This is a genomic window from Geodermatophilus arenarius (genome assembly GCF_042654585.1).
Lineage (GTDB): Bacteria > Actinomycetota > Actinomycetes > Mycobacteriales > Geodermatophilaceae > Geodermatophilus > Geodermatophilus arenarius.
In genome coordinates this window covers 116,755-138,630 of sequence record NZ_JBHSGR010000013.1, presented here as the reverse complement: position 1 = coordinate 138,630, position 21,876 = coordinate 116,755, and the positions used below count along the sequence as shown (strand labels likewise).

The 21,876-nt window shown below is 75.7% G+C and carries 20 protein-coding genes and 1 riboswitch; of the genes, 11 read left to right on the top strand and 9 right to left on the bottom strand.

The genetic code is table 11. The annotated features are described in order from the left end of the window. Window positions 1–277: 277 nt before the first annotated feature. Window positions 278–1,210, bottom strand: coding sequence for a methylenetetrahydrofolate reductase [NAD(P)H] (metF, locus tag ACFO3M_RS13440; protein ID WP_387989352.1), 933 nt, complete (start codon window positions 1,208–1,210; stop codon window positions 278–280). A 202-nt stretch (window positions 1,211–1,412) separates the two neighbouring features. Between metF and ACFO3M_RS13435 the strand changes: the two genes are divergently transcribed. The 3 genes from ACFO3M_RS13435 to ACFO3M_RS13425 are packed head-to-tail and all read left to right on the top strand — an operon-like array spanning window position 1,413 to window position 4,932. Continuing rightward, window positions 1,413–2,516, top strand: a complete 1,104-nt coding sequence (locus ACFO3M_RS13435; protein ID WP_387989349.1) for a polyprenyl synthetase family protein — start codon at window positions 1,413–1,415, stop codon at window positions 2,514–2,516. A gap of 2 nt (window positions 2,517–2,518) precedes the next feature. Next, window positions 2,519–4,012, top strand: a complete 1,494-nt coding sequence (gene crtI / locus ACFO3M_RS13430) for a phytoene desaturase family protein (RefSeq protein WP_387989346.1) — start codon at window positions 2,519–2,521, stop codon at window positions 4,010–4,012. Next, window positions 4,009–4,932, top strand: coding sequence for a phytoene/squalene synthase family protein (locus tag ACFO3M_RS13425; protein ID WP_387989343.1), 924 nt, complete (start codon window positions 4,009–4,011; stop codon window positions 4,930–4,932). Before crtI ends, ACFO3M_RS13425 begins: the two co-directional genes overlap by 4 nt. Here the strand turns inward: ACFO3M_RS13425 and ACFO3M_RS13420 are convergent. Then, window positions 4,929–5,267 carry an Rv2175c family DNA-binding protein gene (locus ACFO3M_RS13420; RefSeq protein WP_387989340.1) on the bottom strand — a complete coding sequence of 113 codons (339 nt, stop codon included), beginning with the start codon at window positions 5,265–5,267 and terminating at the stop codon, window positions 4,929–4,931. The two genes, ACFO3M_RS13425 and ACFO3M_RS13420, sit on opposite strands and share 4 nt — an antisense overlap. Before the next feature lie 39 nt (window positions 5,268–5,306). Beyond that, a riboswitch (ZMP/ZTP riboswitch) is annotated at window positions 5,307–5,390 on the top strand. A 25-nt stretch (window positions 5,391–5,415) separates the two neighbouring features. Between ACFO3M_RS13420 and ACFO3M_RS13415 the strand changes: the two genes are divergently transcribed. Next, a complete protein-coding gene (locus ACFO3M_RS13415) occupies window positions 5,416–6,873 on the top strand; it encodes a glycine hydroxymethyltransferase (protein ID WP_387989337.1) in 1,458 nt (485 codons plus the stop codon). 48 nt (window positions 6,874–6,921) lie between these two features. On the opposite strand, the gene ACFO3M_RS13410 is transcribed toward ACFO3M_RS13415, so the two are convergent. Continuing rightward, window positions 6,922–7,065: a hypothetical protein gene (locus ACFO3M_RS13410; RefSeq protein ID WP_387989334.1), complete on the bottom strand. Its 144-nt coding sequence runs from the start codon at window positions 7,063–7,065 to the stop codon at window positions 6,922–6,924. A 166-nt stretch (window positions 7,066–7,231) separates the two neighbouring features. Here ACFO3M_RS13410 and pknB point away from each other — a divergent pair, with 166 nt between their 5' ends. Both pknB and ACFO3M_RS13400 read left to right on the top strand, forming a co-directional pair. After that, complete coding sequence (pknB, locus tag ACFO3M_RS13405; protein ID WP_387989331.1) at window positions 7,232–9,220, top strand: Stk1 family PASTA domain-containing Ser/Thr kinase; 1,989 nt, start codon at window positions 7,232–7,234, stop codon at window positions 9,218–9,220. Beyond that, on the top strand, window positions 9,217–10,104 hold the full coding sequence (locus ACFO3M_RS13400; protein WP_387989328.1) for a deoxyribonuclease IV: 888 nt from the start codon (window positions 9,217–9,219) through the stop codon (window positions 10,102–10,104). The genes pknB and ACFO3M_RS13400 overlap by 4 nt, the downstream gene beginning before the upstream one ends. 58 nt (window positions 10,105–10,162) lie before the next feature. Here the strand turns inward: ACFO3M_RS13400 and ACFO3M_RS13395 are convergent, their stop codons facing one another. The 3 genes from ACFO3M_RS13395 to ACFO3M_RS13385 are packed head-to-tail and all read right to left on the bottom strand — an operon-like array spanning window position 10,163 to window position 13,606. After that, entirely contained in the window at window positions 10,163–11,164 is a 1,002-nt protein-coding gene (locus tag ACFO3M_RS13395; RefSeq protein ID WP_387989325.1) for a threonine aldolase family protein, read from the bottom strand. 54 nt (window positions 11,165–11,218) lie between these two features. Then, on the bottom strand, window positions 11,219–12,556 hold the full coding sequence (locus ACFO3M_RS13390; RefSeq protein WP_387989322.1) for a class II 3-deoxy-7-phosphoheptulonate synthase: 1,338 nt from the start codon (window positions 12,554–12,556) through the stop codon (window positions 11,219–11,221). Window positions 12,557–12,583: 27 nt separating this feature from the next. Then, on the bottom strand, window positions 12,584–13,606 hold the full coding sequence (locus ACFO3M_RS13385; protein ID WP_387989319.1) for an ATP-dependent 6-phosphofructokinase: 1,023 nt from the start codon (window positions 13,604–13,606) through the stop codon (window positions 12,584–12,586). 99 nt (window positions 13,607–13,705) lie between these two features. Here ACFO3M_RS13385 and ACFO3M_RS13380 point away from each other — a divergent pair, with 99 nt between their 5' ends. Both ACFO3M_RS13380 and ACFO3M_RS13375 read left to right on the top strand, forming a co-directional pair. Continuing rightward, complete coding sequence (locus ACFO3M_RS13380) at window positions 13,706–14,101, top strand: PaaI family thioesterase (protein ID WP_387989316.1); 396 nt, start codon at window positions 13,706–13,708, stop codon at window positions 14,099–14,101. Window positions 14,102–14,225: 124 nt separating this feature from the next. Further along, window positions 14,226–16,343 (top strand): methyl-accepting chemotaxis protein, encoded by a 2,118-nt coding sequence (locus ACFO3M_RS13375; RefSeq protein ID WP_387989313.1) that lies wholly within the window; start codon window positions 14,226–14,228, stop codon window positions 16,341–16,343. 48 nt (window positions 16,344–16,391) lie between these two features. Here ACFO3M_RS13375 and ACFO3M_RS13370 read toward each other — a convergent pair whose 3' ends face one another. Then, window positions 16,392–16,880 carry a polyadenylate-specific 3'-exoribonuclease AS gene (locus ACFO3M_RS13370; protein WP_387989310.1) on the bottom strand — a complete coding sequence of 163 codons (489 nt, stop codon included), beginning with the start codon at window positions 16,878–16,880 and terminating at the stop codon, window positions 16,392–16,394. A gap of 20 nt (window positions 16,881–16,900) precedes the next feature. Beyond that, the gene (locus ACFO3M_RS13365; protein ID WP_387989306.1) at window positions 16,901–17,809 is read right to left on the bottom strand and encodes a short-chain dehydrogenase/reductase; all 909 of its coding nucleotides are present in this window, start codon (window positions 17,807–17,809) and stop codon (window positions 16,901–16,903) included. 107 nt (window positions 17,810–17,916) lie between these two features. Between ACFO3M_RS13365 and ACFO3M_RS13360 the strand changes: the two genes are divergently transcribed. Genes ACFO3M_RS13360 through ACFO3M_RS13350 form a run of 3 tightly spaced genes read left to right on the top strand, consistent with a single transcriptional unit; the run spans window position 17,917 to window position 20,977 of the window. After that, entirely contained in the window at window positions 17,917–19,449 is a 1,533-nt protein-coding gene (locus ACFO3M_RS13360) for a flavin-containing monooxygenase (RefSeq protein WP_387989303.1), read from the top strand. Further along, on the top strand, window positions 19,446–20,390 hold the full coding sequence (locus ACFO3M_RS13355; RefSeq protein WP_387989300.1) for an alpha/beta fold hydrolase: 945 nt from the start codon (window positions 19,446–19,448) through the stop codon (window positions 20,388–20,390). The genes ACFO3M_RS13360 and ACFO3M_RS13355 overlap by 4 nt, the downstream gene beginning before the upstream one ends. Before the next feature lie 11 nt (window positions 20,391–20,401). After that, window positions 20,402–20,977 carry a TetR/AcrR family transcriptional regulator gene (locus tag ACFO3M_RS13350; RefSeq protein WP_387989297.1) on the top strand — a complete coding sequence of 192 codons (576 nt, stop codon included), beginning with the start codon at window positions 20,402–20,404 and terminating at the stop codon, window positions 20,975–20,977. Between the two features lie 60 nt (window positions 20,978–21,037). Here ACFO3M_RS13350 and ACFO3M_RS13345 read toward each other — a convergent pair whose 3' ends face one another. Beyond that, the gene (locus ACFO3M_RS13345; RefSeq protein WP_387989294.1) at window positions 21,038–21,799 is read right to left on the bottom strand and encodes a lysophospholipid acyltransferase family protein; all 762 of its coding nucleotides are present in this window, start codon (window positions 21,797–21,799) and stop codon (window positions 21,038–21,040) included. Window positions 21,800–21,876: the final 77 nt, after the last annotated feature.

The following is a 21,876-nucleotide window of genomic DNA, read 5'->3' as shown; positions in this document are numbered from 1 at the left end:
AGCGCCGACGGGACCCTCACCGTCACCACCCCGTCCGGGATCACCCGCACCACCCGGCCACCGGGGGTGCGACCACCACCGGATGAACCCGATCCACCGCCCGAGGACGCCGGGATGCCGCCGGCCGACCCGGGTGACGACCCGCCACCCTTCTGAGTCAGGGGATCAGTCCGGCGTCGGCTCACCACCGGACGGGGTGAGCCGACGCCCGGAACGGTCGTGCCGGACGTGCGGGACGGGGAGCCGCTGCCCGCAGGAGGCGGAGCAACCGCGTCGGTCAGGGGGTGGCGGCCAGCGTCGAGGGCACCGAGGTCCCGGTACCGGCGTCGGTGAGGTTGGTGAAGACCTCCCGCGTCGCCGTCGACCGGTTCATGGTGATGAAGTGGATGCCCGGCACGCCCTCGTCCAGCAGCCGCCGGCACATCGCCGTCGCCACCTCGACGCCGTAGGCGCGCACCGCCGCCTTCTCCTCGGGTGAGTCGCCGTCGAGCTCGGCGAACCGTGCGGCCAGCCCCTCGGGGAACGCCTGGCCCGACAGCTGGACGATGCGCGCGATCTGCCGCGCGTTGGTGACCGGCATGACCCCGGCGATCACCGGCACGTCGCAGCCGTGGGCGGCGACCCGGTCGCGCAGCCGCAGGTAGTCCTCGACGCGGAAGAACATCTGCGTGATCGCGAAGTCCGCCCCGGCGCGGCACTTGCGCACGAACATCTCGACGTCGGTCTCGAAGTCCGGCGAGCGCGGGTGCCGCTCGGGGAAGGCCGCGACGCCGACGGAGAAGTCGCCCATCGAGCGGATCAGCTCCACCAGCTCCGAGGCGTACTCCAGGCCCTCGGGGTGCCGGACCCACTCGGCCTGCGGATCGGTACCCGGCGGGTCGCCGCGCAGCGCCAGCAGGTTGCGCACGCCCGCGGCGGCCAGCCGGCTGACCACGTGCCGCAGCTCGGCAACCGAGTGGTCGACCGCGGTCAGGTGCGCCAGCGGGGTCATCGTCGTCTCGGCGGCGATCCGCTCGGTGACGGCGACGGTGCCCTCGCGGGTCGAGCCGCCGGCGCCGTAGGTGACCGACACGAACGACGGCTGCAGCCGCTCGAGCTGCCGCAGCGCCGTCCACAGCTGGACCTCGGCCTCGGGCGTCTTCGGGGGGAAGAACTCGAACGACCACGTGGGCCGCGACGAGGCGAGCAGCTCGCGGACGCTTCGGGTCACGGGTGCCGAGGGTACGGGGAGCCGCAGCCACTGCATCCGTCCACACGCTCCCGGCAGAAGACCCGGGGAAGACGACGACACCGCGACGGCAGTGCGGCGAGGAGGTCCCGTGAGCGCCCACCACCGGCCCCTGGACAGGACGCGCGCGACTCGATGGGGCGATACTGGCCGCGTGATCACCGGGGCGGCAGAGGCAGAGTCCGTGGTCCGGCCCCTGGCGCCGCCCCTGGAGGCCGCCGACCTGGACCGGATCCGCGGCGCCGTCTCCGCCGCGCTGACCGGGTTCCTGGAAGAGCAGCGGACCACGCTCGCGGGGATGGCGCCGGCGCTCACCCCCGTCGTCGACGAGGTCTGCGCGCTCGCCGACGGCGGCAAGCGGCTGCGCCCGCTGTTCGCCTACTGGGGCTGGCGCGGGGTCACCGAGGACGTCCGCGGCCCGGCCGAGGACGAGGCCGCGGTGCTGCGCGCGGTCGCCGCGCTGGAGTTCGTCCACGCCAGCGCCCTGGTCCACGACGACGTCATGGACGGCGCCCTCACCCGCCGCGGCCGTCCCGCCACGCACGTCGGCTTCGCCGCCCGGCACGGCGACGGCGGCCTGTCCGGCGACGGCGAGGCCTTCGGCGTCGGCGCGGCCATCCTCGTCGGCGACCTCGCACTGGTCTGGTCCGACGAGCTGCTGCGCCGCTCGGGCATCAGCGCCCCGGCGCTGGCCCGCGCCCGCTCGGTCTGGGACACCATGCGCACCGAGGTCACCGCCGGCCAGTACCTCGACCTGCTGCGCGCCGCCGGCGGCCTGCCCGGCGCCCAGGGCGCGCTCACCGTCGCCCGCTACAAGAGCGCCGGCTACACCGTCCAGCGACCGCTGCAGCTCGGCGCCGCCATCGCCGGCGCCGGACCCCGCGCCGCCGACGTCTACACCGCCGTCGGCCTGCCGCTGGGCGAGGCGTTCCAGCTGCGCGACGACGTCCTCGGCGTGTTCGGCGACCCCGCCGTCACCGGCAAGTCCGCCGACGACGACCTGCGCGAGGGCAAGCAGACGCTGCTGGTCGCCCTCGCCGAGGAGGCCGCCGACGACGCCGGCCGCCGCCTGCTGCGCAGCTGCCTGGGCAACCCGGACTGCGGCGCCGAGCAGCTGGACGCGCTGCGCCGGCTGATGGAGGACACCGGCGCCCGCGCCCGGGTCGAGGAGCGGATCGCCGAGCGCACCGCCACCGCCCGCCGCGCGATCGCCGACGCCCCGATCGCCGACGAGGCCCGCGCCGCACTCGACGCGCTCGCGGTCGCGGCGACCTCGCGGACCGCCTGAGCGTGCGCACCGTCCCCGGGCCGACCGACCGGGTCGTCGTCGTCGGCGCCGGCCTCGCCGGCCTCGCGACGGCGCTGCGGCTGCGCGGCGCCGGCCGCGAGGTGACCGTCGTCGAGCGCGGCGAGGGCCCCGGCGGGCGCGCCGGTGTCGTGGCCCGCGACGGCTACGTCCTCGACACCGGCCCCTCGGTGTTCACCGCGCCGGAGCTGGTGGCCGACACGCTGGCCGCCGTCGGCGAGAAGCTCGAGGACCGGCTGACGCTGGTGCCGCTGGAGACCACCTACCGGGCGCAGTTCGCCGACGGCTCCCACCTGGACGTGCACGCCGACGTCGACCGGTTCGCCGCCGAGGTCGAGGCGCTGGCTGGCCCGGCCGAGGCCGCCGCGCTGCGCCGCTACCTCGCCGACCTCGCCGAGCTGTACCGGCTGCAGCTGGACACCTTCATCGACCGCAACCTCGACACCCCGCTGGACCTGCTCGGCCCCGAGCTGTGGGCGCTGGTCCGGCGCGGCGGGTTCGGGCGGCTGTCGAGCCACGTGGCGCGCTTCTTCACCGACGACCGGCTGCGCCGGCTGTTCAGCTTCCAGGCCCTCTACGCCGGGGTGTCGCCGTTCCGGGCGATCGCCGCGTACGCGGTCATCGCGCAGCTCGACATCGGCGCGGGCGTCTGGCACCCGGTCGGCGGGATCGGCGCGGTGCCGCGCGCGATGGCCGCCGCGGCCGCGGACGCCGGCGTGGTGTTCCGGTACGGCGCGACGGTGGAGGAGCTGGAGCTGCGCGGCCGGCGGGTCACCGGCGTCTGCCTCGCGGGCGGCGAGCGGCTGCCCGCCGACGCCGTCGTCGTGACCGCCGACGTGCCCGAGCGGCTGGTGCCGGGCTTCGCCCGCCGCCGGCGGCCCACCTACTCGCCGTCGTGCGTGACGCTGCACCTCGGCGTGCGGAACGAGCTGCCGGGGCAGGCGCACCACACGATCAGCTTCGGCGCGGCCTGGCGGCAGGTGTTCGACGAGCTCACCCGCGACGGCCGGCCGATGAGCGACCCCAGCCTGCTGGTGAGCACGCCCTCGGTCACCGACCGGTCGCTGGTGCCCAGCGGCGGGCAGGTGCTCAGCGTCGTCGCGCCCGCGCCGAACCTCGACCCGCACTCCGGTGGCAACCCCGGCATCGACTGGGACGCCCTCGCCCCCCGCTACCGGGAGGAGGTGCTGGGCGTGCTCGAGGCCCGCGGCTGGACGGGGATCTCCGACGCGATCGAGGTGGAGCACGTGGACACCCCGCTGACCTGGGCGCGACAGGGCATGGCGGCCGGCACGCCGTTCGCCCTGGCGCACACCTTCGGCCAGACCGGTCCCTTCCGGACGCCGACGCTGCCCCGCCGGGGCCCGGAGAACGTGGTGCTGGCCGGCTCGTCGGTGCAGCCCGGCGTCGGCGTGCCGATGGTGGTGATCAGCGGCCGGCTGGCCGCCGAGCGGATCACCGGGCCGGTGACGCGGTGACGGCGACCGAGCGGCCGCTGACGCAGGCCGAGCGGCAGGAGCGGCTCGACGCCGCCTACCGGTACTGCGCCGCGGTCAACGCCGAGCACGGCAAGAGCTACCACCTCGCCACCCGGCTGCTCACCGCCGACCGCCGCCCGGCGATCCACGCGCTGTACGCCGCGGCGCGCACCGCCGACGACCTCGTCGACCACCCCGGCGCCGACCCCGAGGCCGACCTCGCCGACTGGTCGCGGGCGCTGCTGGACGAGCTGGAGGCCGGCTGGTCCGACGACCCGGTGCGCCTGGCGACGGTGCACACCTACCGCCGGTACCGCATCCCGGTCGAGCACCTCGTCGACTTCCTCGCCGCGATGACCAGCGACCTCACCGTCACCGGCTACGCCGACATCGCCGCCCTGGACCGGTACATGTGGGGCTCGGCGTCGGTGATCGGCCTGCAGGTGCTGCCCGTCCTGGGCACCGCGCCCGGCGTCACGCAGGAGGAGGCCGCGCCGCACGCCATCGCGCTCGGCGAGGCGTTCCAGCTGACCAACTTCCTGCGCGACGTCGCCGAGGACGCCGACCGCGGCCGGGTCTACCTGCCCGCCGACGTCATGGCCGCCCACGGCGTGACCCGCGAGCAGATCGAGGCCAAGCGGCACGACGCCCGCTTCCGCGCGCTCATGCAGGAGATGGTGGAGATCGTCCGCCGCCGCTACGACGACGCCGCCCCCGGGACGCCGATGCTCGCGCCGGAGTCCAGGGACTGCGTGCGCGCGGCCACGGCGCTCTACGGCGGGATCCTCACCGAGATCGAGCGCGCCGACTACCGGGTGCTCGACCGCCGGGTGACGGTGTCCAAGCCGCGCCGGCTCGGGGTCTTCGCCCGCCGCCTCGCGAGCGCCCAGGCGGTGCGGCTCAGGAGGCGGCGCTCCTAGAAGGCCAGGGCCTGCGCGCGCCGGGTGACCTCGGTGTGCCGGTCCCCGCGCAGCGCCTCGACCGGGGTGCCGGGCAGCGACTCGTCGGCGCGGAACAGCCACTCGAAGACCTCGGCGTCGGTGAACCCGCCGTCCTTGAGGACGGTGATCAGCCCGGGCAGGTGCCGCAGCACGGCGCCGTCCTGCAGGAAGTCGGCGGGGATGCGGCTGTTGCCGCTGCCCGGCACGGCCATGAGCTTGCCCTCGCGGACCAGCTGCCGGACCTTGTTGGGCGAGACCCCGAGCGCGTCGGCGACCTCGGCCGGCGTGAGGGTCTCGATCTCGTCGGACTGCACGGTCCGAGCCTAGGACGGCGCGGGACCCGGCTACCATCGGCAGCGGGCCGTGACTGGCGCATCGAGGTGGGGCACCACCGGGGAGCGGCCTGCACTCCCCCGCCGGGCGCCTGGGCACCGCTGACGCCGACACCCGCCAGGAGCCCCCATGAGCGACGTGACCCCCTCCTTCGACGCCGCCGCCGCGTCCACCGCCTACCGCAGCGCCCTGTCGGTCATCGCCGAGGTCGAGCCGCGGGTGGCCGACGCGATCGGCGCGGAGCTCGCCGACCAGCGCGCCTCCCTCAAGCTCATCGCCAGCGAGAACTACGCCAGCCCCGCGGTGCTGCTGACCATGGGCAACTGGTTCAGCGACAAGTACGCCGAGGGCACGGTCGGCCACCGCTTCTACGCCGGCTGCCAGAACGTCGACACCGTCGAGGCGCTGGCCGCCGAGCACGCCCGCGAGCTGTTCGGCGCCCCCTACGCCTACGTCCAGCCGCACTCGGGCATCGACGCCAACCTGGTCGCGTTCTGGGCGGTGCTCGCCCAGCGGATCGAGTCCCCCGCCCTGGAGCGGGCCGGCGTCCGGCACGTCAACGACCTCACCGACGAGGACTGGGCCACCCTGCGGCACGCCCTCGGCGACCAGCGGATGCTCGGCATGAGCCTCGACGCCGGCGGCCACCTCACCCACGGCTTCCGCCCGAACATCAGCGGCAAGATGTTCGCCCAGTCCTCCTACGGCACCGACCCGGGGACCGGGCTGCTGGACTACGACGCCGTCCGCGCCCGCGCCCGCGAGTTCCGCCCGCTGATCCTCATGGCCGGCTACTCCGCCTACCCGCGCAAGGTCGACTTCGCGAGGATGCGCGAGATCGCCGACGAGGTCGGCGCGACGCTCGTGGTGGACATGAGCCACTTCGCCGGCCTGGTCGCCGGGAAGGTCTTCACCGGCGACTTCGACCCGGTGCCGCACGCGCACGTGGTCACCAGCACCAGCCACAAGTCGCTGCGCGGCCCGCGCGGCGGGTTCGTGCTGGCCCAGCCCGAGTACAGCGACGCCGTCGACCGCGGCTGCCCGATGGTGCTCGGCGGCCCGCTGCCGCACGTCATGGCCGCCAAGGCGGTCGCCTTCGCCGAGGCGCGCCGCCCGGAGTTCGCCGGCTACGCGCAGGCCGTCGTCGACAACGCCGTCTCCCTCGCCGAGGGGCTGTCCCGCCGCGGCGCCCGGCTGGTCACCGGCGGCACCGACAACCACATCGTGCTGCTCGACGTCTCCGGCTTCGGCCTCACCGGCCGGCAGGCCGAGTCGGCGCTGCTCGACGCCGGCATCGTCACCAACCGCAACGCGATCCCGGCCGACCCCAACGGCGCCTGGTACACCTCCGGCGTGCGGCTGGGCACCCCCGCGCTGACCACCCGCGGGTTCGGCGCCGCCGAGTTCGACCGCACCGCCGAGCTCATCGTCGACGTGCTGTCGCACACCAGCCCGACCGCGACCAGGGACGGCTCGCCGTCGAAGGCCAGGTACGTCGTCGACGGCGGGCTGGCCGAGAAGACCCGCGCGGCCGCGGCCGAGCTGGTCGCCGCGCACCCGCTCTACCCCGGGCTCGAGCTGTCCTGAGCCCGCGACGGCGGCCCGGCCCGGGGCGGGCGCCCCGGGCCGGGACCGTCAGACGTCGCTGTCGCGGTCCTCGGGCTTCTTCGACGTCTCGATCTCGGTCTCGGTGAGCGGGGCGCCGCTGGCCTCGTCCATCCCGCCCCGCTCGACCCCGGCCTCGTCCTGCGGGCCCGGCTCGGGTGTCTGCTCGCTCACGTGCTCGTCCTCTCGCTCGTCGGTCGGTGCCCGCACGCCTACCCCCGCCGGGGCGGGTGCACGCGGGCGGACCCTCCCGTGACCGGTGTGACGGGAGGGTGTGCCGGCCCGCCCGCCTGCGCGTGTGCGGGCCGCTCCCGGGCGGGGCGCTCCTAGAATCCTGCTCGTGGACACCGCCGTGACCGACCCCGTGGTCGGCCTGGTCCTCGAGGGGCGCTACCGCCTCGAGGAGCGGCTGGCGCGCGGCGGCATGTCCACCGTCTACGCCGCCACCGACCTCCGGCTGCACCGCACGGTCGCGGTCAAGGTCATGGCCGAGCACCTGGCGCACGACCCGACGTTCGTCGGCCGGTTCACCCGCGAGGCGCGCGCCGCCGCGATGCTCAGCCACCCCAACGTCGTCGGGGTGAGCGACCAGGGCAGCGACCAGGGGCTGGTCTTCCTGGTGATGGAGCTGGTCCGCGGCCGCACGCTGCGCGACCTGCTGCAGGCCCGCGGCCGGCTCACCGTCGCCGAGGCCTTCGCCGTCCTCGAGCCGGTGCTGGCCGGGCTGTCGGCCGCGCACCGCGCCGGCATCGTGCACCGCGACGTCAAGCCCGAGAACGTGCTCATCGGCCACGACGGCACGGTGAAGGTCGCCGACTTCGGTCTGGCCCGCGCGCTCACCGGCACCGGGCAGACCAGCCACACCGGCGGCGTGCTCATCGGCACGGTCGCCTACCTGTCCCCCGAGCAGCTCGAGCGCGGCCGCGCCGACGCCCGCAGCGACGTCTACGCCGCCGGGCTGGTGCTGTTCGAGATGCTCACCGGCCACCCGCCCTACGGCGGCGACACCCCGCTGGCGGTGGCCTACCAGCACGTGCACCACGACGTGCCCCTGCCCTCGGCCGAGGTGCCGACCGTGCCGTGGCAGGTCGACGAGCTGGTCAAGCGGACGACGCGCCGCGACCCCGCCGTCCGCCCGCTCGACGCCGGCGCCTTCCTCGCCGACCTCGAGGACGTCCGCAGCGACCTGGGCCTGGCCCGCGTGCCGGTGCCCACCGGGCGCAGCTCCGCGGGCCCCGCCACCATCCGCCCGACCAACCGGCCCCCGCGCCGGCACCCCAGCGACCCCGGCGACGGCAGCGAGCCCGGCACCGAGGTGCTCGGCGGCAGCCGTCCCTCCCGCGCCGGGCGCACCAGCCTGCTGCCCAACGTCGGCACCGGCTCGACGGCCGACGTCGGCGGGCGGCGGCCCGCGCCGCCGCAGCGCACCGGCGTCTCCCCGCAGGTGCGGCGCCGCCGCGCGCGGCTGGCCGTCGCGGTCGTGCTGCTGCTGGCGGTCACCATCGGCGCGATCGGCTGGTGGATGGGCTCCGGCCGCTGGACGCAGGTGCCCTCGCTGGTCGGCAGCGACCGTGCCGCCGCGGTCGACCTGCTGCAGGAGGCGGGCCTGGACCCCGTCTTCGCCGAGGAGCAGTTCAGCGAGACCGTGCCCGAGGGCACGGTCATCTCCGCCGAGCCCGACGGCGGCGAGGCGATCCGCAACAGCGACGTCGAGCTGGTGGTCTCCAAGGGGCCCGAGCGGTTCACCGTGCCCACCGACCTGGTCGGGCAGCCGGTCGAGGCGGTGCGCGAGGCGCTGGCCGGCATCCCCGTCGTCCCCACCGAGCAGCAGGACTACGACGAGGAGATCCCGGTCGGGTCGGTCACCGGCTTCGAGCCCGAGGCCGGCACGGAGGTCAGGCGCGGCGACCCGGTGACGGTGTTCGTCAGCCGCGGGCCGGCGCCGGTCGCGGTCGCCAACGTCGTCGGCCAGCCCGCCGACGCCGCGCAGGCCAACCTGGAGGCCCAGCACTTCACCGTCGTCCGCACCGAGGGCCGCAGCGCCGACGTCCCCACGGGGGCGGTCATGGCGGTCACCCCGGGGCCGGGCACCGAGGCGCCCTACGGCAGCGAGGTGACCATCCAGGTCTCCGTCGGCGTGCCGCAGGTGACCGTGCCCGACGTGACCGGCATGGGCGAGGACGAGGCGACCGCGGCCCTCGAGGCCGCGGGCCTGACGGTCACCACGTCCACCTTCATCACCGGCGACCGCGTGTACCGGCAGAGCCCGGGCGCGGGCACCGTCGTCGACCAGGGCAGCCAGGTGAGCCTGCTGCTCAGCTTCGGGTGAACGGCGCCCCCTCCACCCCGGTCGGTGCGCACGTCCAGGTCGCGGGGGGCCTGGCCACCGGCGGGCTGCGCTACACCGACGACGTCGGCGCGCAGGCGGTGCAGGTCTTCGTCGGCAACCCGCGCGGCTGGAAGCGGTCGGCCGGCGACCCCGCCCAGGACGCCGCGTTCGTCGCGGGCCTGGCCGAGCGCGGCGTCCCGTCGTTCGTGCACACGCCGTTCCTGGTGAACGTCGGCTCGCCCACCCCGGCGACCGTCGACCGCTCCGTCGAGACGATCGCCGCCGACCTCGCCCGCGGCGTGCAGCTCGGCGTGCGCGGCGTCGTCGTGCACGCGGGGTCCGCCGTCGACGAGGACCGCTACGAGGCCGCGCTGCGCCAGCTGCACGAGCGGCTGCTGCCGGTGCTCGACGCCCTCCCCGACGACGGCCCGCGGCTGCTGGTGGAGCCGACGGCGGGCGGCGGCCGGTCGCTGGCGGCCACCGTCGAGGACCTCGGCCCCTACCTCGCGGCGCTGGACTGGCACCCGAGGGTCGGCGTCTGCCTGGACACCTGCCACGCGTGGGCGGCCGGGCACGACCTGGCCACCCCGGGCGGGACGACGGCGACCCTGGACGCGCTGGAGGCCACCGTGGGCCCGGGCCGGCTCGGGCTGGTGCACGCCAACGACTCCCTCGACGAGCGCGGCTCCAAGCGGGACCGGCACACCACCATCGGCGAGGGCTCGATCGGCGTCGGCGCCTTCGGCGAGCTGATGGCGCACCCGTCGATGGCCGGGGTGCCGGTCGTCGTCGAGACGCCGAGCGCCGACCGTGGCCACGCCCGCGACATCGCCCTGCTGTGCGCCCTCCGCGACGGCCACCCACTGCAGGCCTCCGCGGCGTAGGGAGCGATCCGCGCGTCCTCGGCGGGAGGACGTGGGGATCGCTCCCCGTCCTCGGGGCCTAGCGGTCGAGGAGGTCGGCGAGGACGTCGCCGGCGCGGTCGACCGCGGCCCGGTCGACGTCGAGGTGCGTGACCAGGCGGATCCGCCGCGGGCTCACCTGGGACACCAGCACACCGCGCGCCTTGGCGGCCTCGGCCACGGCCGGCGCCGGGACGTCGTCGACCACGACCATGTTCGTCTCGACCGTCGCCGGGTCCACGCCCAGCCGCTTGGCCAGCAGCCGGGCGTGCTCGTGGTCCTCGGCCAGCCGGGCGAAGTGGTGGTCCAGGGCGTACAGCCCGGCCGCGGCCAGCACCCCGGCCTGCCGCATGCCGCCGCCGAGGCGCTTGCGCCACAGCCGGGCGGCGGCGATCCGCTCGGCGGAGGCGACCAGCACCGACCCGACCGGCGCGCCCAACCCCTTGGACAGGCAGACCGACGCGGTGTCGGCCAGCCGCCCGTAGGTGGCGAGGTCGGTGCCGGCGGCGACGGAGGCGTTCCAGATCCGGGCGCCGTCGAGGTGCACGGCGACGCCGGCGTCGCGGGACCAGGCGAACAGCCGCTCGAGCTCGGCCAGCGGCTGCACCCGCCCGCCGCCGCGGTTGTGCGTGTTCTCCACGGCGACGGCGGCGGTGGCGGTCAGGTGCCAGTCACCGCGCGGGCGCACCTGGTCGATCAGCGCGCCGGCGTCGAGCAGCCCGCCGGAGGACACCACCGTGCGGGTGGAGATGCCGAACACCGCGGCCGCGGCACCCATCTCGTAGGTGACCACGTGCGCGTCCGCGTCGCAGAGCACCTCCTGGCCGGGCTCGCACACCAGCCGCATGCCGATCTGGTTGCCCATGGTCCCGGACGGCACGAACAGCGCGGCCTCGTGGCCGAACAGGTCCGCGACGCGCTCCTCGAGCGCGGTGATCGCCGGGTCCTCGCCGTAGACGTCGTCGCCCACCTCGGCCTCGGCCATCGCCCGGCGCATGCCGGGGGTGGGCTTCGTGACGGTGTCGGACCGGAGGTCGATCACGGCCTCGTCCCGAGGCTCGTCCCGAGCTGGCGAGGGACGGGGAGGACGAGGTCCTTACCCACGCAGCATCTCCGCCACGAGGAAGGCGAGCTCCAGGGACTGCCCGGTGTTCAGCCGCGGGTCGCAGGCGGTCTCGTACCGGCTGTTGAGGTCCTCGTCGCTGATCTCCATGGCCCCGCCGAGGCACTCGGTGACGTCCTCGCCGGTGAGCTCGACGTGGATGCCGCCGGGCCAGGTGCCCAGCGCACGGTGCACGTCGAAGAAGCCGAGGACCTCGTCGACGATCCGGTCGAAGTGCCGGGTCTTGTAGCCGGTCGAGGACTCGTGGGTGTTGCCGTGCATCGGGTCGCACTGCCACACGACCTGGTGGCCGCTGGCGGTGACCTTCTCCACGATGGCGGGGAGGACGTCGCGAATCTTGCCGTTGCCCATGCGGCTGATCAGCGTCAGCCGGCCCGGGACGCCGTCGGGGTCCAGCCGCTCGACCAGCTCGGTGGCCTGCTCCGGGGTGGTGGAGGGCCCGATCTTGACGCCGATCGGGTTGGCGATGCGCGACATGAACTCCACGTGCGCGCCGTCGAGCTGGCGGGTGCGCTCGCCGATCCACACGAAGTGCGCCGAGGCGGCGTAGGGCCGGCCCTCGTGCACCCGCAGCAGCGCGGCCTCGTAGTCGAGGACCAGCGCCTCGTGGCTGTTGTAGAGCTCGACGCCGCGCAGCGCGCTGTCGTCGACCCCGCAGGCCTTCATGAACGCCAGCGCCCGGTCGATCTCGCGGGCGATGACCTCGTAGCGGACACCGGCCGGCGAGTTGGCGACGAAGTCCTTGTTCCAGTCGTGGACGGCGTGCAGGTCGGCCAGGCCGCCGTGCGCGTAGGCGCGGATCATGTTCATGGCCGCGGCCGAGTTGGCGTAGGCGCGCACCAGCCGGTTCGGGTCGGGGATGCGCTTCTCGAGCACCGGCTCCAGCGAGTTGACCATGTCGCCCCGGTAGGACGGCAGGCCCAGGGCGTCGGTGTCCGACGAGCGCGGCTTGGCGTACTGCCCGGCCACCCGGCCGACCTTGACCACCGGCACGCTCGCGCCGTAGGTGAGGACGACGGCCATCTGCAGCAGCGTGCGCGTGGTGCTCTGCAGGTGCGCGTCGGTGTTGAGGTCGAAGGTCTCCGCGCAGTCCCCGCCCTGCAGCAGGAACGCCCGCCCCTGCGCCACCTCGGCGAGCCGGCCGCGGAGCTCGTCGACCTCGCTGGGCGCCACGATCGGCGGCACGGACGACAGCGTCCTCAGGACGCCGTCGAGCGCGGCGCGATCGGGCCAGGTCGGCTGCTGGGCGGCGGGGAGCTCCCGCCACCGGTCGAGACCGGGCACCGGCTGCGGGGATGGGGACAGGCTCACGCGGTCGAGGGTACGGCGGTCACCTCCTCACCCGAAGAACACCTCGGCCTCGGCGTACCGCTCCAGGGGGACCAGCTTCAGCCGCGCGGTCGCCTCCGCGATCGGCACGGGGACGACGTCGGTCCCGCGCAGGGCCACCATGACACCGGAGCGGCCCTCGTGCAGCGCGCCGACCGCGGCCAGGCCGAAGCGGGTGGCCAGCACCCGGTCGAACGCCGACGGCGTGCCGCCGCGCTGGATGTGCCCGAGCACCACCGCGCGCGCCTCCCGGCCGGTGCGCTCCTCGAGCAGCGCGGCCAGCGCGGCGCCGATGCCGCCGAGCCGGACGTGGCCGAAGGCGTCCCGCTCGCCGGTGGCGGTCACCAGGTCGCCGTCGGCCGGCCGCGCCCCCTCGGAGACGACGACGATCGGCGAGTAGCCGGACTCGAAGCGGTGCAGGCAGTGCGCGACCACGGCCTCGACGTCGAACGGGCGCTCGGGCACCAGCACGACGGTGGCGCCGCCGGCCATCCCCGCGTGCAGCGCGATCCAGCCGGCGTGCCGCCCCATCACCTCGACGACCAGCGTCCGGTGGTGGCTGTCACCGGTGGTGTGCAGCCGGTCGATGGCCTCCATCGCGACGCCGACCGCGGTGTCGAAGCCGAAGGTGTAGTCGGTGCCGTCGAGGTCGTTGTCGATCGTCTTGGGGACGCCGACCACCCGCACCCCCTCCCCCGTCAGCTTCGCGGCGACGCCGAGGGTGTCCTCGCCGCCCACCGGGACCAGCGCCTCGATCCCGTGCCGCTCGAGGGTGGCCATCACCCGCGCGGGGCCGCCGTCGATGGCGTAGGGGTTGGTGCGCGAGGTGCCGAGCACGGTGCCGCCACGGGGCAGCAGCCCGCGGACGGCGGCCAGGTCCAGGGGGACGGCGTCGTCGTCGAGCAGCCCGCGCCAGCCGTCGCGGAAGCCGACCACCTCGTCCCCGGAGCCGATGCCGCACCGGACCACGGCCCGGATGACCGCGTTGAGGCCGGGGCAGTCTCCCCCGCCGGTCAGGATCCCGATGCGCACGACGCCTCCCGGACGGACGAACCGCAGGTCAGCACGATCCTGCACCCGATCGGTGACCGCGGTCACCGTCTACGCGCCGGAACCGGCAGGATCGCCGGCGTGGACCCCGCCGAACTGCTCGCGCTGATGCCCTTCGCCGTCGCCACCGGCGTCGAGCTGGACCGGGCCGGGCCCGGCGAGGTGGCCGGCCGGCTGCCGTGGGCGCCGCAGCGGTGCACCGCCGGCGGGGTGCTGCACGGCGGCGCGCTGATGACGCTGGCCGACACCGTCGGCGCGGTGTGCGCCTTCCTCAACCTGCCGCCCGGGGCCTCGACGTCGACCCTCGCCTCGTCGACGTCGCTCCTGCGCGCGGTCCGCGGCGGGACCGCGCACGCCACCGCCCGCCCGCTGCACGTCGGCCGCTCGACGGTCGTCGTCCTCACCGAGGTGACCGACGACGACGGGCGCCCGGTCGCCTCGGTCACCCAGACCCAGGCCGTGCTCGGACCCGCCTGAGTCACGGTCCGCCCCACCCGCCCCAGCCGCCCCGACGCGGCCGGTTCCGGTACAGGACCGGCCGCGGCGTGCCGACGCTGCGGCGCGGTGCCGGGTGCTCTGCCCGGGCCGGGAGGGGGACGGCGTGCTCGGACGGTGGGGCATCAGGACGAAGGTGGTCGCGCTGGCCGTCGTGAGCGTGGCGGCGACCGGCGGCGCGATGGCCGGGGTGAGCGCGTGGCAGAGCGCGCGGTTCGCCGACACCACGCAGGAGTCGGTGACCGAGCTGGTCGAGGAGAGCGTCGCGCGCACCGCGGCCGGGGTGCGGGACGTCGTCGCCACCCAGGGCCAGTCCACCGCCGCGCGGGTCGACAGCCAGCTCGCCGTCGCCCTCGACGTGCTCGCCCGCTCCGGCGGGCTGGCCGTGGGCGGCCCCGGCGGGCCGGTGCGCTGGGAGGCGCGGAACCAGCTCTCCGGGGAGGTCACGCCGGTGGACCTGCCGCGGGTGACCGTCGGCGGCGCGTGGCTCGGCCAGAACGCCGACCCCGCCGTGCCCACCGCCGTCGTGGACCAGGTCGAGGCGCTGGTCGGCGGCACCGCGACGATCTTCCAGCGGACGCCGTCGGGCGACATGCTGCGCGTGGCCACCAACGTCACGTCGGCCACCGGCACCCGCGCGATCGGCACCTACATCCCGGCCACCGACCCCGACGGCACGCCGAACCCCGTCGTCTCGGCGGTCACCGCCGGGCAGACCTACCGGGGCAACGCCTTCGTCGTCGACTCCTGGTACGTCGCCGCCTACACGCCGCTGCTCGACCGGGCCGGCCAGCTGGTCGGCATGCTCTACGTGGGCGAGAAGCAGCAGTCCATCCCGGCGCTGCGGGAGAGCCTCGAGGCCACCCGGGTCGGCGAGAACGGGCACGTGGAGGTCTGGGGCGGCACCGGCGACCGGGCCGGCACCGTGCTGGTCAGCCCCGGCGGCGAGCGCGACGGCGAGCAGCTCGTCGACGCGTCCGACGCCGACGGGAAGCCCTACGCCCGGGAGATCGTCGAGGCCGCCGTGGCGCTGGAGGACGGCGCGCAGGCGACCGTGCGCTTCACCGACCCCGAGGCCGGCGCGAGCACCGCGACCGTCACCTACTACGCGCCGTGGGACTGGGTGCTGGTCACGATCGCCCGCGACGCCGACTTCACCGGCCCGGTCGACCGGCTCGCCGACGGCCGCGCCGCCATGGTCACCGCGCTGGTCCTCGCCGCCGTCCTGGTCGCGCTGCTCGGCGGGGTCGTCGCCTGGCAGCTGGGCCGCCGGCTCACCGCGCCGCTGCACCAGCTTCGCGCCCGCATGGCCGAGATCGCCGACGGCGAGGGGGACCTGACCCAGCGCATGACGGTCAGCGGCGACGACGAGGTCGGCCAGCTGTCCGCGGCGTTCAACCGGTTCGTGGAGAAGGTCGCCGGCACCGTGCGCGACATCGGCGGCTGCGCCCGCCAGGTGGCGGCGTCGGCGTCGGGCGTGGCCGCGGTCGCCGACGGGCTCGCCACCCGCGCCGCCCGCAGCCGCGACCAGGCGCAGTCGGCGCACGCCGCGGCCAGCGACATCAGCGCCGGCGTGTCCGCGGCCGCGGCCGGCGCGGAGGAGATGGGCCTGTCGATCACCGACATCGCCCGCAGCGCCGCCGAGGCCGCGCAGGTGGGCCGGCAGGCCGCCGAGCTCGCCCGCCGGACCGAGGGCGCGATCGCCGCGCTGGGCACCAGCTCCGCGGAGATCGGCGAGGTGGTGCGCGTCATCGCCGCCGTCGCCGAGCAGACCAACCTGCTCGCGCTCAACGCGACCATCGAGGCCGCCCGCGCCGGTGAGGCGGGCAAGGGCTTCGCCGTCGTGGCCAACGAGGTCAAGGAGCTCGCGCAGGAGGCCGCCCGGGCCAGCGACGACATCGCCCGCAAGGTCGAGGCCATCCAGGCCGACACCGGCGCCGCGGTCGGCTCGATCACCCGCATCGCCGAGGTCGTGCACGCGATGAACGACCACCAGCTCACCATCGCCAGCGCGGTGGAGGAGCAGTCGGCGACCACCCGCGAGCTCACCCGCAGCGTCGCCGCGGCCGCCGAGGGCGCGGGCTCGGTGTCCGCCACGCTCACCACGGTCAGCGCCGACGCCCGGGACAGCGCCGACGACGTCGAGCGGGCGCACGCCGCCGCGGTGGAGCTCGACGGGCTGTCCCAGGAGCTCACCCGCCTGCTCGCCGTCTTCACGGTGTAGCCGCGCACCTCCGCGGAGGTGCACCCGTCGAGGCCGTCCGGGCCCTGCTCAGCGGGCCCGGGCGGCCTCGATCGCGTTCCAGCGGGCGAGGTTGTAGCGGGCGTCGACGAGCGCGTCGTGCGTGCCGGCCGGCTTGGGCGGGAGCTCGGGCCGGCCGGCGTCGTCCCACCGCTGCCGCAGCTCCCGGGTGAACCGCGGCACCGCCCGCGGCAGCGCCGTCATCGGCCCCCACAGCTGGGCCAGCGCCACGTGGTCGTAGGCGGCGAACCACGCCCACAGCTCGACCTCCTCCCCCGGGCCGGTGAGGAAGGCGAGCAGGTCGTCGCGGATGCGCCGGCGGCTGCGCCAGGCCCGGTCCGACGGCGGCGGGAGCTGGTCGAGCACGTTGCGGCGCACCCACGGGATGGCCCGGCGCTCGTCGAACTCGGTGCTGACGGCGTAGAACTCCCGGCCGGTCTCGTCGACGACGCCGATGGAGACGAGGTCGATCGTCGTCCCGTCCTCGATGAACTCGGTGTCGTAGAAGTACCGCCGCACGCCGCCCACCGTAGGTGCGCTCAGCCGGCCCGGCGGCCGCCGACCGAGGACCGGCCGAACTCCCGGCCCTGCAGCGCGGCGACGTCCCGCTCGAGCTGCGGCACCCGCGCGGCCGACAGGCGGATCATCAGCTTCTCCGCCACGGCGCCGGTGACCGCCTGGCGCAGCGCCGAGACGACGCCGACCGAGCGCGGCACGAACACCCGGCGGCCGCGGGTCTCCAGGTTCTCCACCAGCGCCTCGGCGCAGTCCTCCACCGACGTGTACGCGCCCAGCGGCCCCGGGAGCGACCGGCGGGTGGCGGCGAAGGTGGGCAGCGCCGCCTCGGTGTCGCGCACCAGGTCGGTGTCGATCCAGGTCGGGTGGGCGCTGGCCACGGTGACGCCGCGGTGGGCCACCTCCAGCCGCAGCGCGTCGCCGAAGCGCTCCAGCCCGGCCTTGGCCGCGCAGTAGGCGCTCATGCCCGGGAGCACGGTGAAGGCCGCCGCCGAGCTCACCAGCAGCACGTGCCCGCGCCGCTCCGCCACCTCGGGCAACGCGGCGTGCACGGTCAGCACCGCGCCGGTCAGGTTCACCTCGATCGTCCGGGACAGCGCGTGCGCCGAGCTCGTCATCACCGTGGTGAGCGGGGCGATCCCGGCGTTGGCGACGACGACGTCGAGGCCGCCGAAGGTGTCCACGGTGCGGGCGACGGCGGCCCGCAGCGCCTCGGGGTCGGTGACGTCGCACTCCACCCACAGGTGCCCGGGGCCGAGCTCGTCGGCGACCCGGGCCAGCAGCTCGGGCTCGAGACCGGCCAGCGCCACCCGGGCGCCGCGGGCGGCGGCCCGGCGGGCCAGCTCGGCGCCGATGCCGCGGGCGGCGCCGGTGACCAGCACGGCCCTCCCGGCCAGCGGCGTGCGGGTCCTCCTGCGGGGCGACAGCGCCATCGGTGCTCCCTGGGTCTCGGCCGCTCGTGTTGAGCACTGCTCAACGAGGGTTGTAGCTTGTCGACCGTTGCTCAGCAAGCCGGACGTCGTCGCAGGAGGAGCACCCGGTGACCAGCACGCTGGACAGGCCCGCCCCGGGCGCGGAGGACACCCGGGAGGTCGGGGTGGCGATCATCGGCTCCGGGTTCGCGGGCCTGGGCATGGCGATCCGGCTGCGGCAGCGCGGCGAGACCGACTTCGTGCTGCTCGAGCGGGCGCACGACGTCGGCGGCACCTGGCGCGACAACCACTACCCCGGCGCCGCCTGCGACGTGCAGTCCAACCTCTACTCCTTCTCCTTCGCGCCCAACCCGGACTGGCCGCGCTCCTACTCCGAGCAGCCGGAGATCCAGGCCTACCTGCAGGCCACCGCCGACCGGTTCGACGTCCGGCGGCACTGCGTCTTCGGCGCCGAGGTCACCGCCGCCCGCTGGGACGACGCCGACCGCCGCTGGGACGTCGAGACGACGGCCGGCCGGTTCCGCGCCCGGGTGCTCGTCTCCGCCGCCGGTGCGCTGGCCGACCCGCACCGGCCCGACATCCCGGGGCTGCACTCCTTCCGGGGCACCGTCGTGCACTCGGCGCGCTGGGACGACGACCACGACCTCACCGGCGAGCGGGTCGCCGTCGTCGGCACCGGCGCCTCGGCCGTCCAGATCGTCCCCGCGATCCAGCCGCGCGTCGGCAGCCTCGCCGTCTACCAGCGCACGCCCCCGTGGATCGTGCCGCGCACCGACCACCCGGTGTCCCCGTGGGTACAGCGGCTGTACCGGCTGGTCCCCGGCTTCCAGCGGCTGGTCCGCGCGGTGCTGTACCTGGCCCGCGAGTTCCTCGTCCTCGGCCTGGCCAAGCACCGGCGGTTCCTGACGCCCGTGGGTCGGGTGGCGAAGGCGCACCTGGAGCGGCAGGTCCGGGACCCGCGGCTGCGCGAGGCGCTGACGCCGGACTACACCATCGGCTGCAAGCGGATCCTGATCAGCAACGACTACTACCCGGCGGTGTCGGCACCGGGCGTCGAGCTGGTCACCGCGGGCATCGCCGAGGTCCGGCCGCACTCGGTCGTCACCGTCGACGGCGTCGAGCGGCCCACCGACACGATCGTGCTGGCCACCGGCTTCTCCGTCACCGACCTGCCGATCGCCCGGCGGATCACCGGCCGCGACGGCCGCACCCTCGCGCAGGTGTGGGACGGAGGCATGGTCACCAACCGGGGCAGCACCGTCGCCGGCTTCCCCAACCTGTTCCTGCTGGTGGGGCCGAACGTCGGCGTCGGCCACACGTCGATGGTCTACATGATCGAGTCGCAGGTGGCCTACGTCGACGACGCGCTGCGCACCATGGCCGCCGAGGGCCTGGACACCCTCGAGACCACCCCGGAGGCGCAGGAGGCCTACCGCGAGCTCGTCGCCCGCCGGTCCCGCGGCACGGTGTGGCTGGCCGGCGGCTGCGGCAGCTGGTACCTCGACCGGCACGGCCACAACACCACGCTCTGGCCGGACTTCACCTTCCGCTTCCGGAGGCTGACCCGGCGGCTGGACCGGGAGAACTACGTCGCCACCCCCGCCGGCGTGCCCGCCCGCACCCCGGAGGTGGCCGCGTGAGCACGACCGCTCCCCCGCGCCTGCGCCGCACCGCCGCCGTCGCCACCCCCGATGGCGCCCTGCTGCACGCCACCGTCGAGGGTCCCGACGACGCCCCGGTCACCCTGGTCCTCGTGCACGGCTGGACGCTGGCGCAGGCCGCCTGGGACGACGTCGCCGCGCTGCTCACCCCGCAGGTCGCCGACGGCCGGCTGCGCCTGGTCCGCTACGACCAGCGCGGACACGGCCGCTCCGGCTGGGGCACCGCGGACGTCTCGGTCGACCGGCTGGGCGCCGACCTCGCCGCGGTGCTCGACCAGCTGGCGCCGTCCGGCCCGGTGGTGCTGGCCGGGCACTCGATGGGCGGGATGACGGTCATGTGCCTGGCCGCGGCCCGGCCCGAGCTGTTCGGCGACCGGGTGCTCGGCGTCGCGCTCGTGTCGACGTCGGCCGGGGACCTGCAGCGGCCGCCGCGCACCCGCGCCGAGCGGGTCCGGCAGCGGCTCACCCCCGGCGCGCTGGCGCTGGCGGCGCTGGCCGGCGCCCGCGTCGTCGAGCGGCTGCGCCGGCTGGTGCCGCCGGAGCACCCGCGGCACCGGGCGGTCGTGCGCGACCTGCTCTACGGCGCCGACGCCACCGACGCGATGGTGCGCGCGGGGGCGGAGATCGTGCACGCGACCACCGTGCGGGCGTTCACCGCGTTCCTGCCCGCGCTGCTCGAGCACGACGAGCACGCCGAGCTCGCCGCGCTGACCCGCGTGCCGGTCGAGGTGCTGGTCGGCGACTCCGACAAGCTGACCCCCGTGCGCCACACCCGCCGGCTCGCCGAGGCCCTGCCCGGCGCGCACGTGCAGGTGGTCCCGCGGACCGGGCACATGCTCCCGAACGAGCGGCCGTCGCTGGTGACCGCGTCGATCGCGCGGCTGCTCACCGACGCCGCGGCGTCCCGGGCCGCCGCCTGAGCCGGGCGCCGGTGTCGTCTCCCCCCGCGCGCTCCCGCCGGTCGGCCGCCGACCGGCGGGAGCAGCTGGTCGGCATCGGCCTGCAGCTGCTGCCCACCACGCCGGTGCAGGAGCTGACCATCGACGAGGTGGCCCGGCGGGCCGGCATCAGCCGCAGCCTGCTGTTCCACTACTTCCCGTCCAAGCGGGAGTACTACCAGGCCGTGACGCGCGCGGCGGCCGACCTGCTGCGCGCCCACCTCAGCCCGCCGGCGGACCTGCCGGCCGCGGAGCGCCCGGCGTGGATGCTCGACCGCTACGTCGGCTGGGTGGAGACCTACCGGGAGTCGCACCTGGCGTTCGTCCGCGGCGCGGCCGGCGGCGACCCGTGGGTGGCCGAGGTCTACGAGGAGACCCGCGAGGCGCTGGTCGACCTCGGCATCGGCGCGCTCGGCGGGCTCGAGGACCCGCTGCGCCGGCAGCTGGTGCGCTCGTGGTTCGCCTTCACCGAGGACCTCGTGCACCAGTGGGTGCGCGAGCCCGCGACCAGCCGCGAGGAGCTGCTGGCCCTGCTCACCGACCTGCTGGAGCGACTGCTCCGGAGGTGACCTGCTGGGACGGCCACCCCTCGGGCCCTCCGCCTGCGCCTGCGAGGCGTGCGGGGTCCTTCAGCCGGCGAGGGTGTCCGGCGCCCGGTCGCCGGCCTCGCCGGCCGGCGGCTGCAGCCGCCCGACGACGTCGGAGGCGCTGGCGCCGGTGGCCTGCATCGACTTCTTGACGGTGGCGCCGTAGACGTCGACGTACTCCTGGCCCGACATCGTCATGATCTCGTACATGATCTCGTCGGTGATGGACCGCTCGACGAAGCGGTCGCCGGCCAGGCCCTCGTAGCGGGAGAAGTCCAGCGGCTCGCCGAAGCGCACGCACACGCGGACCAGCTTCCTGCCGAACGGCATCCGCCGCGGCCGGTAGACCATCGCCACCGGGACGACCGGCACGCCGGTCTCCAGCGCCATCCGCGCCACGCCGACCTTGCCGCGGTACAGGCGGCCGTCGGGCGAGCGGGTGCCCTCGGGGTAGATGCCCAGCAGCCGGCCCTCCCGCAGCATCCGGAGGCCGGTGCGGATCGCGTCCTCGGCGGCCGTGGCGCTGGAGCGGTCGATGGGCACCTGCCCCGCGCCGGAGAAGAAGGCCCGCTGCAGCCACCCCTTGACGCCGGTGCCGGTGAAGTACTCCTGCTTGGCCAGGAAGGTGACCCGGCGCCGCAGCGACAGCGGCATGAAGATCCAGTCCGAGGCCGAGAGGTGGTTGCTGGCCAGGATCGCGGCGCCGTCGGCCGGGACGTGCTCGCGCCCCTCGGCCCGCGGGCGGAACACGAGCTTCACGACCGGCCCGATGGCCACGAACTTGAGGAACCAGTAGAACAACACGCCTCCCTGTCGAACTGCCAGACTAGGGATCCGGGTGCCCCGGCGACAATCGGCTCCGCGCGTCGTCCCGGCCGCAC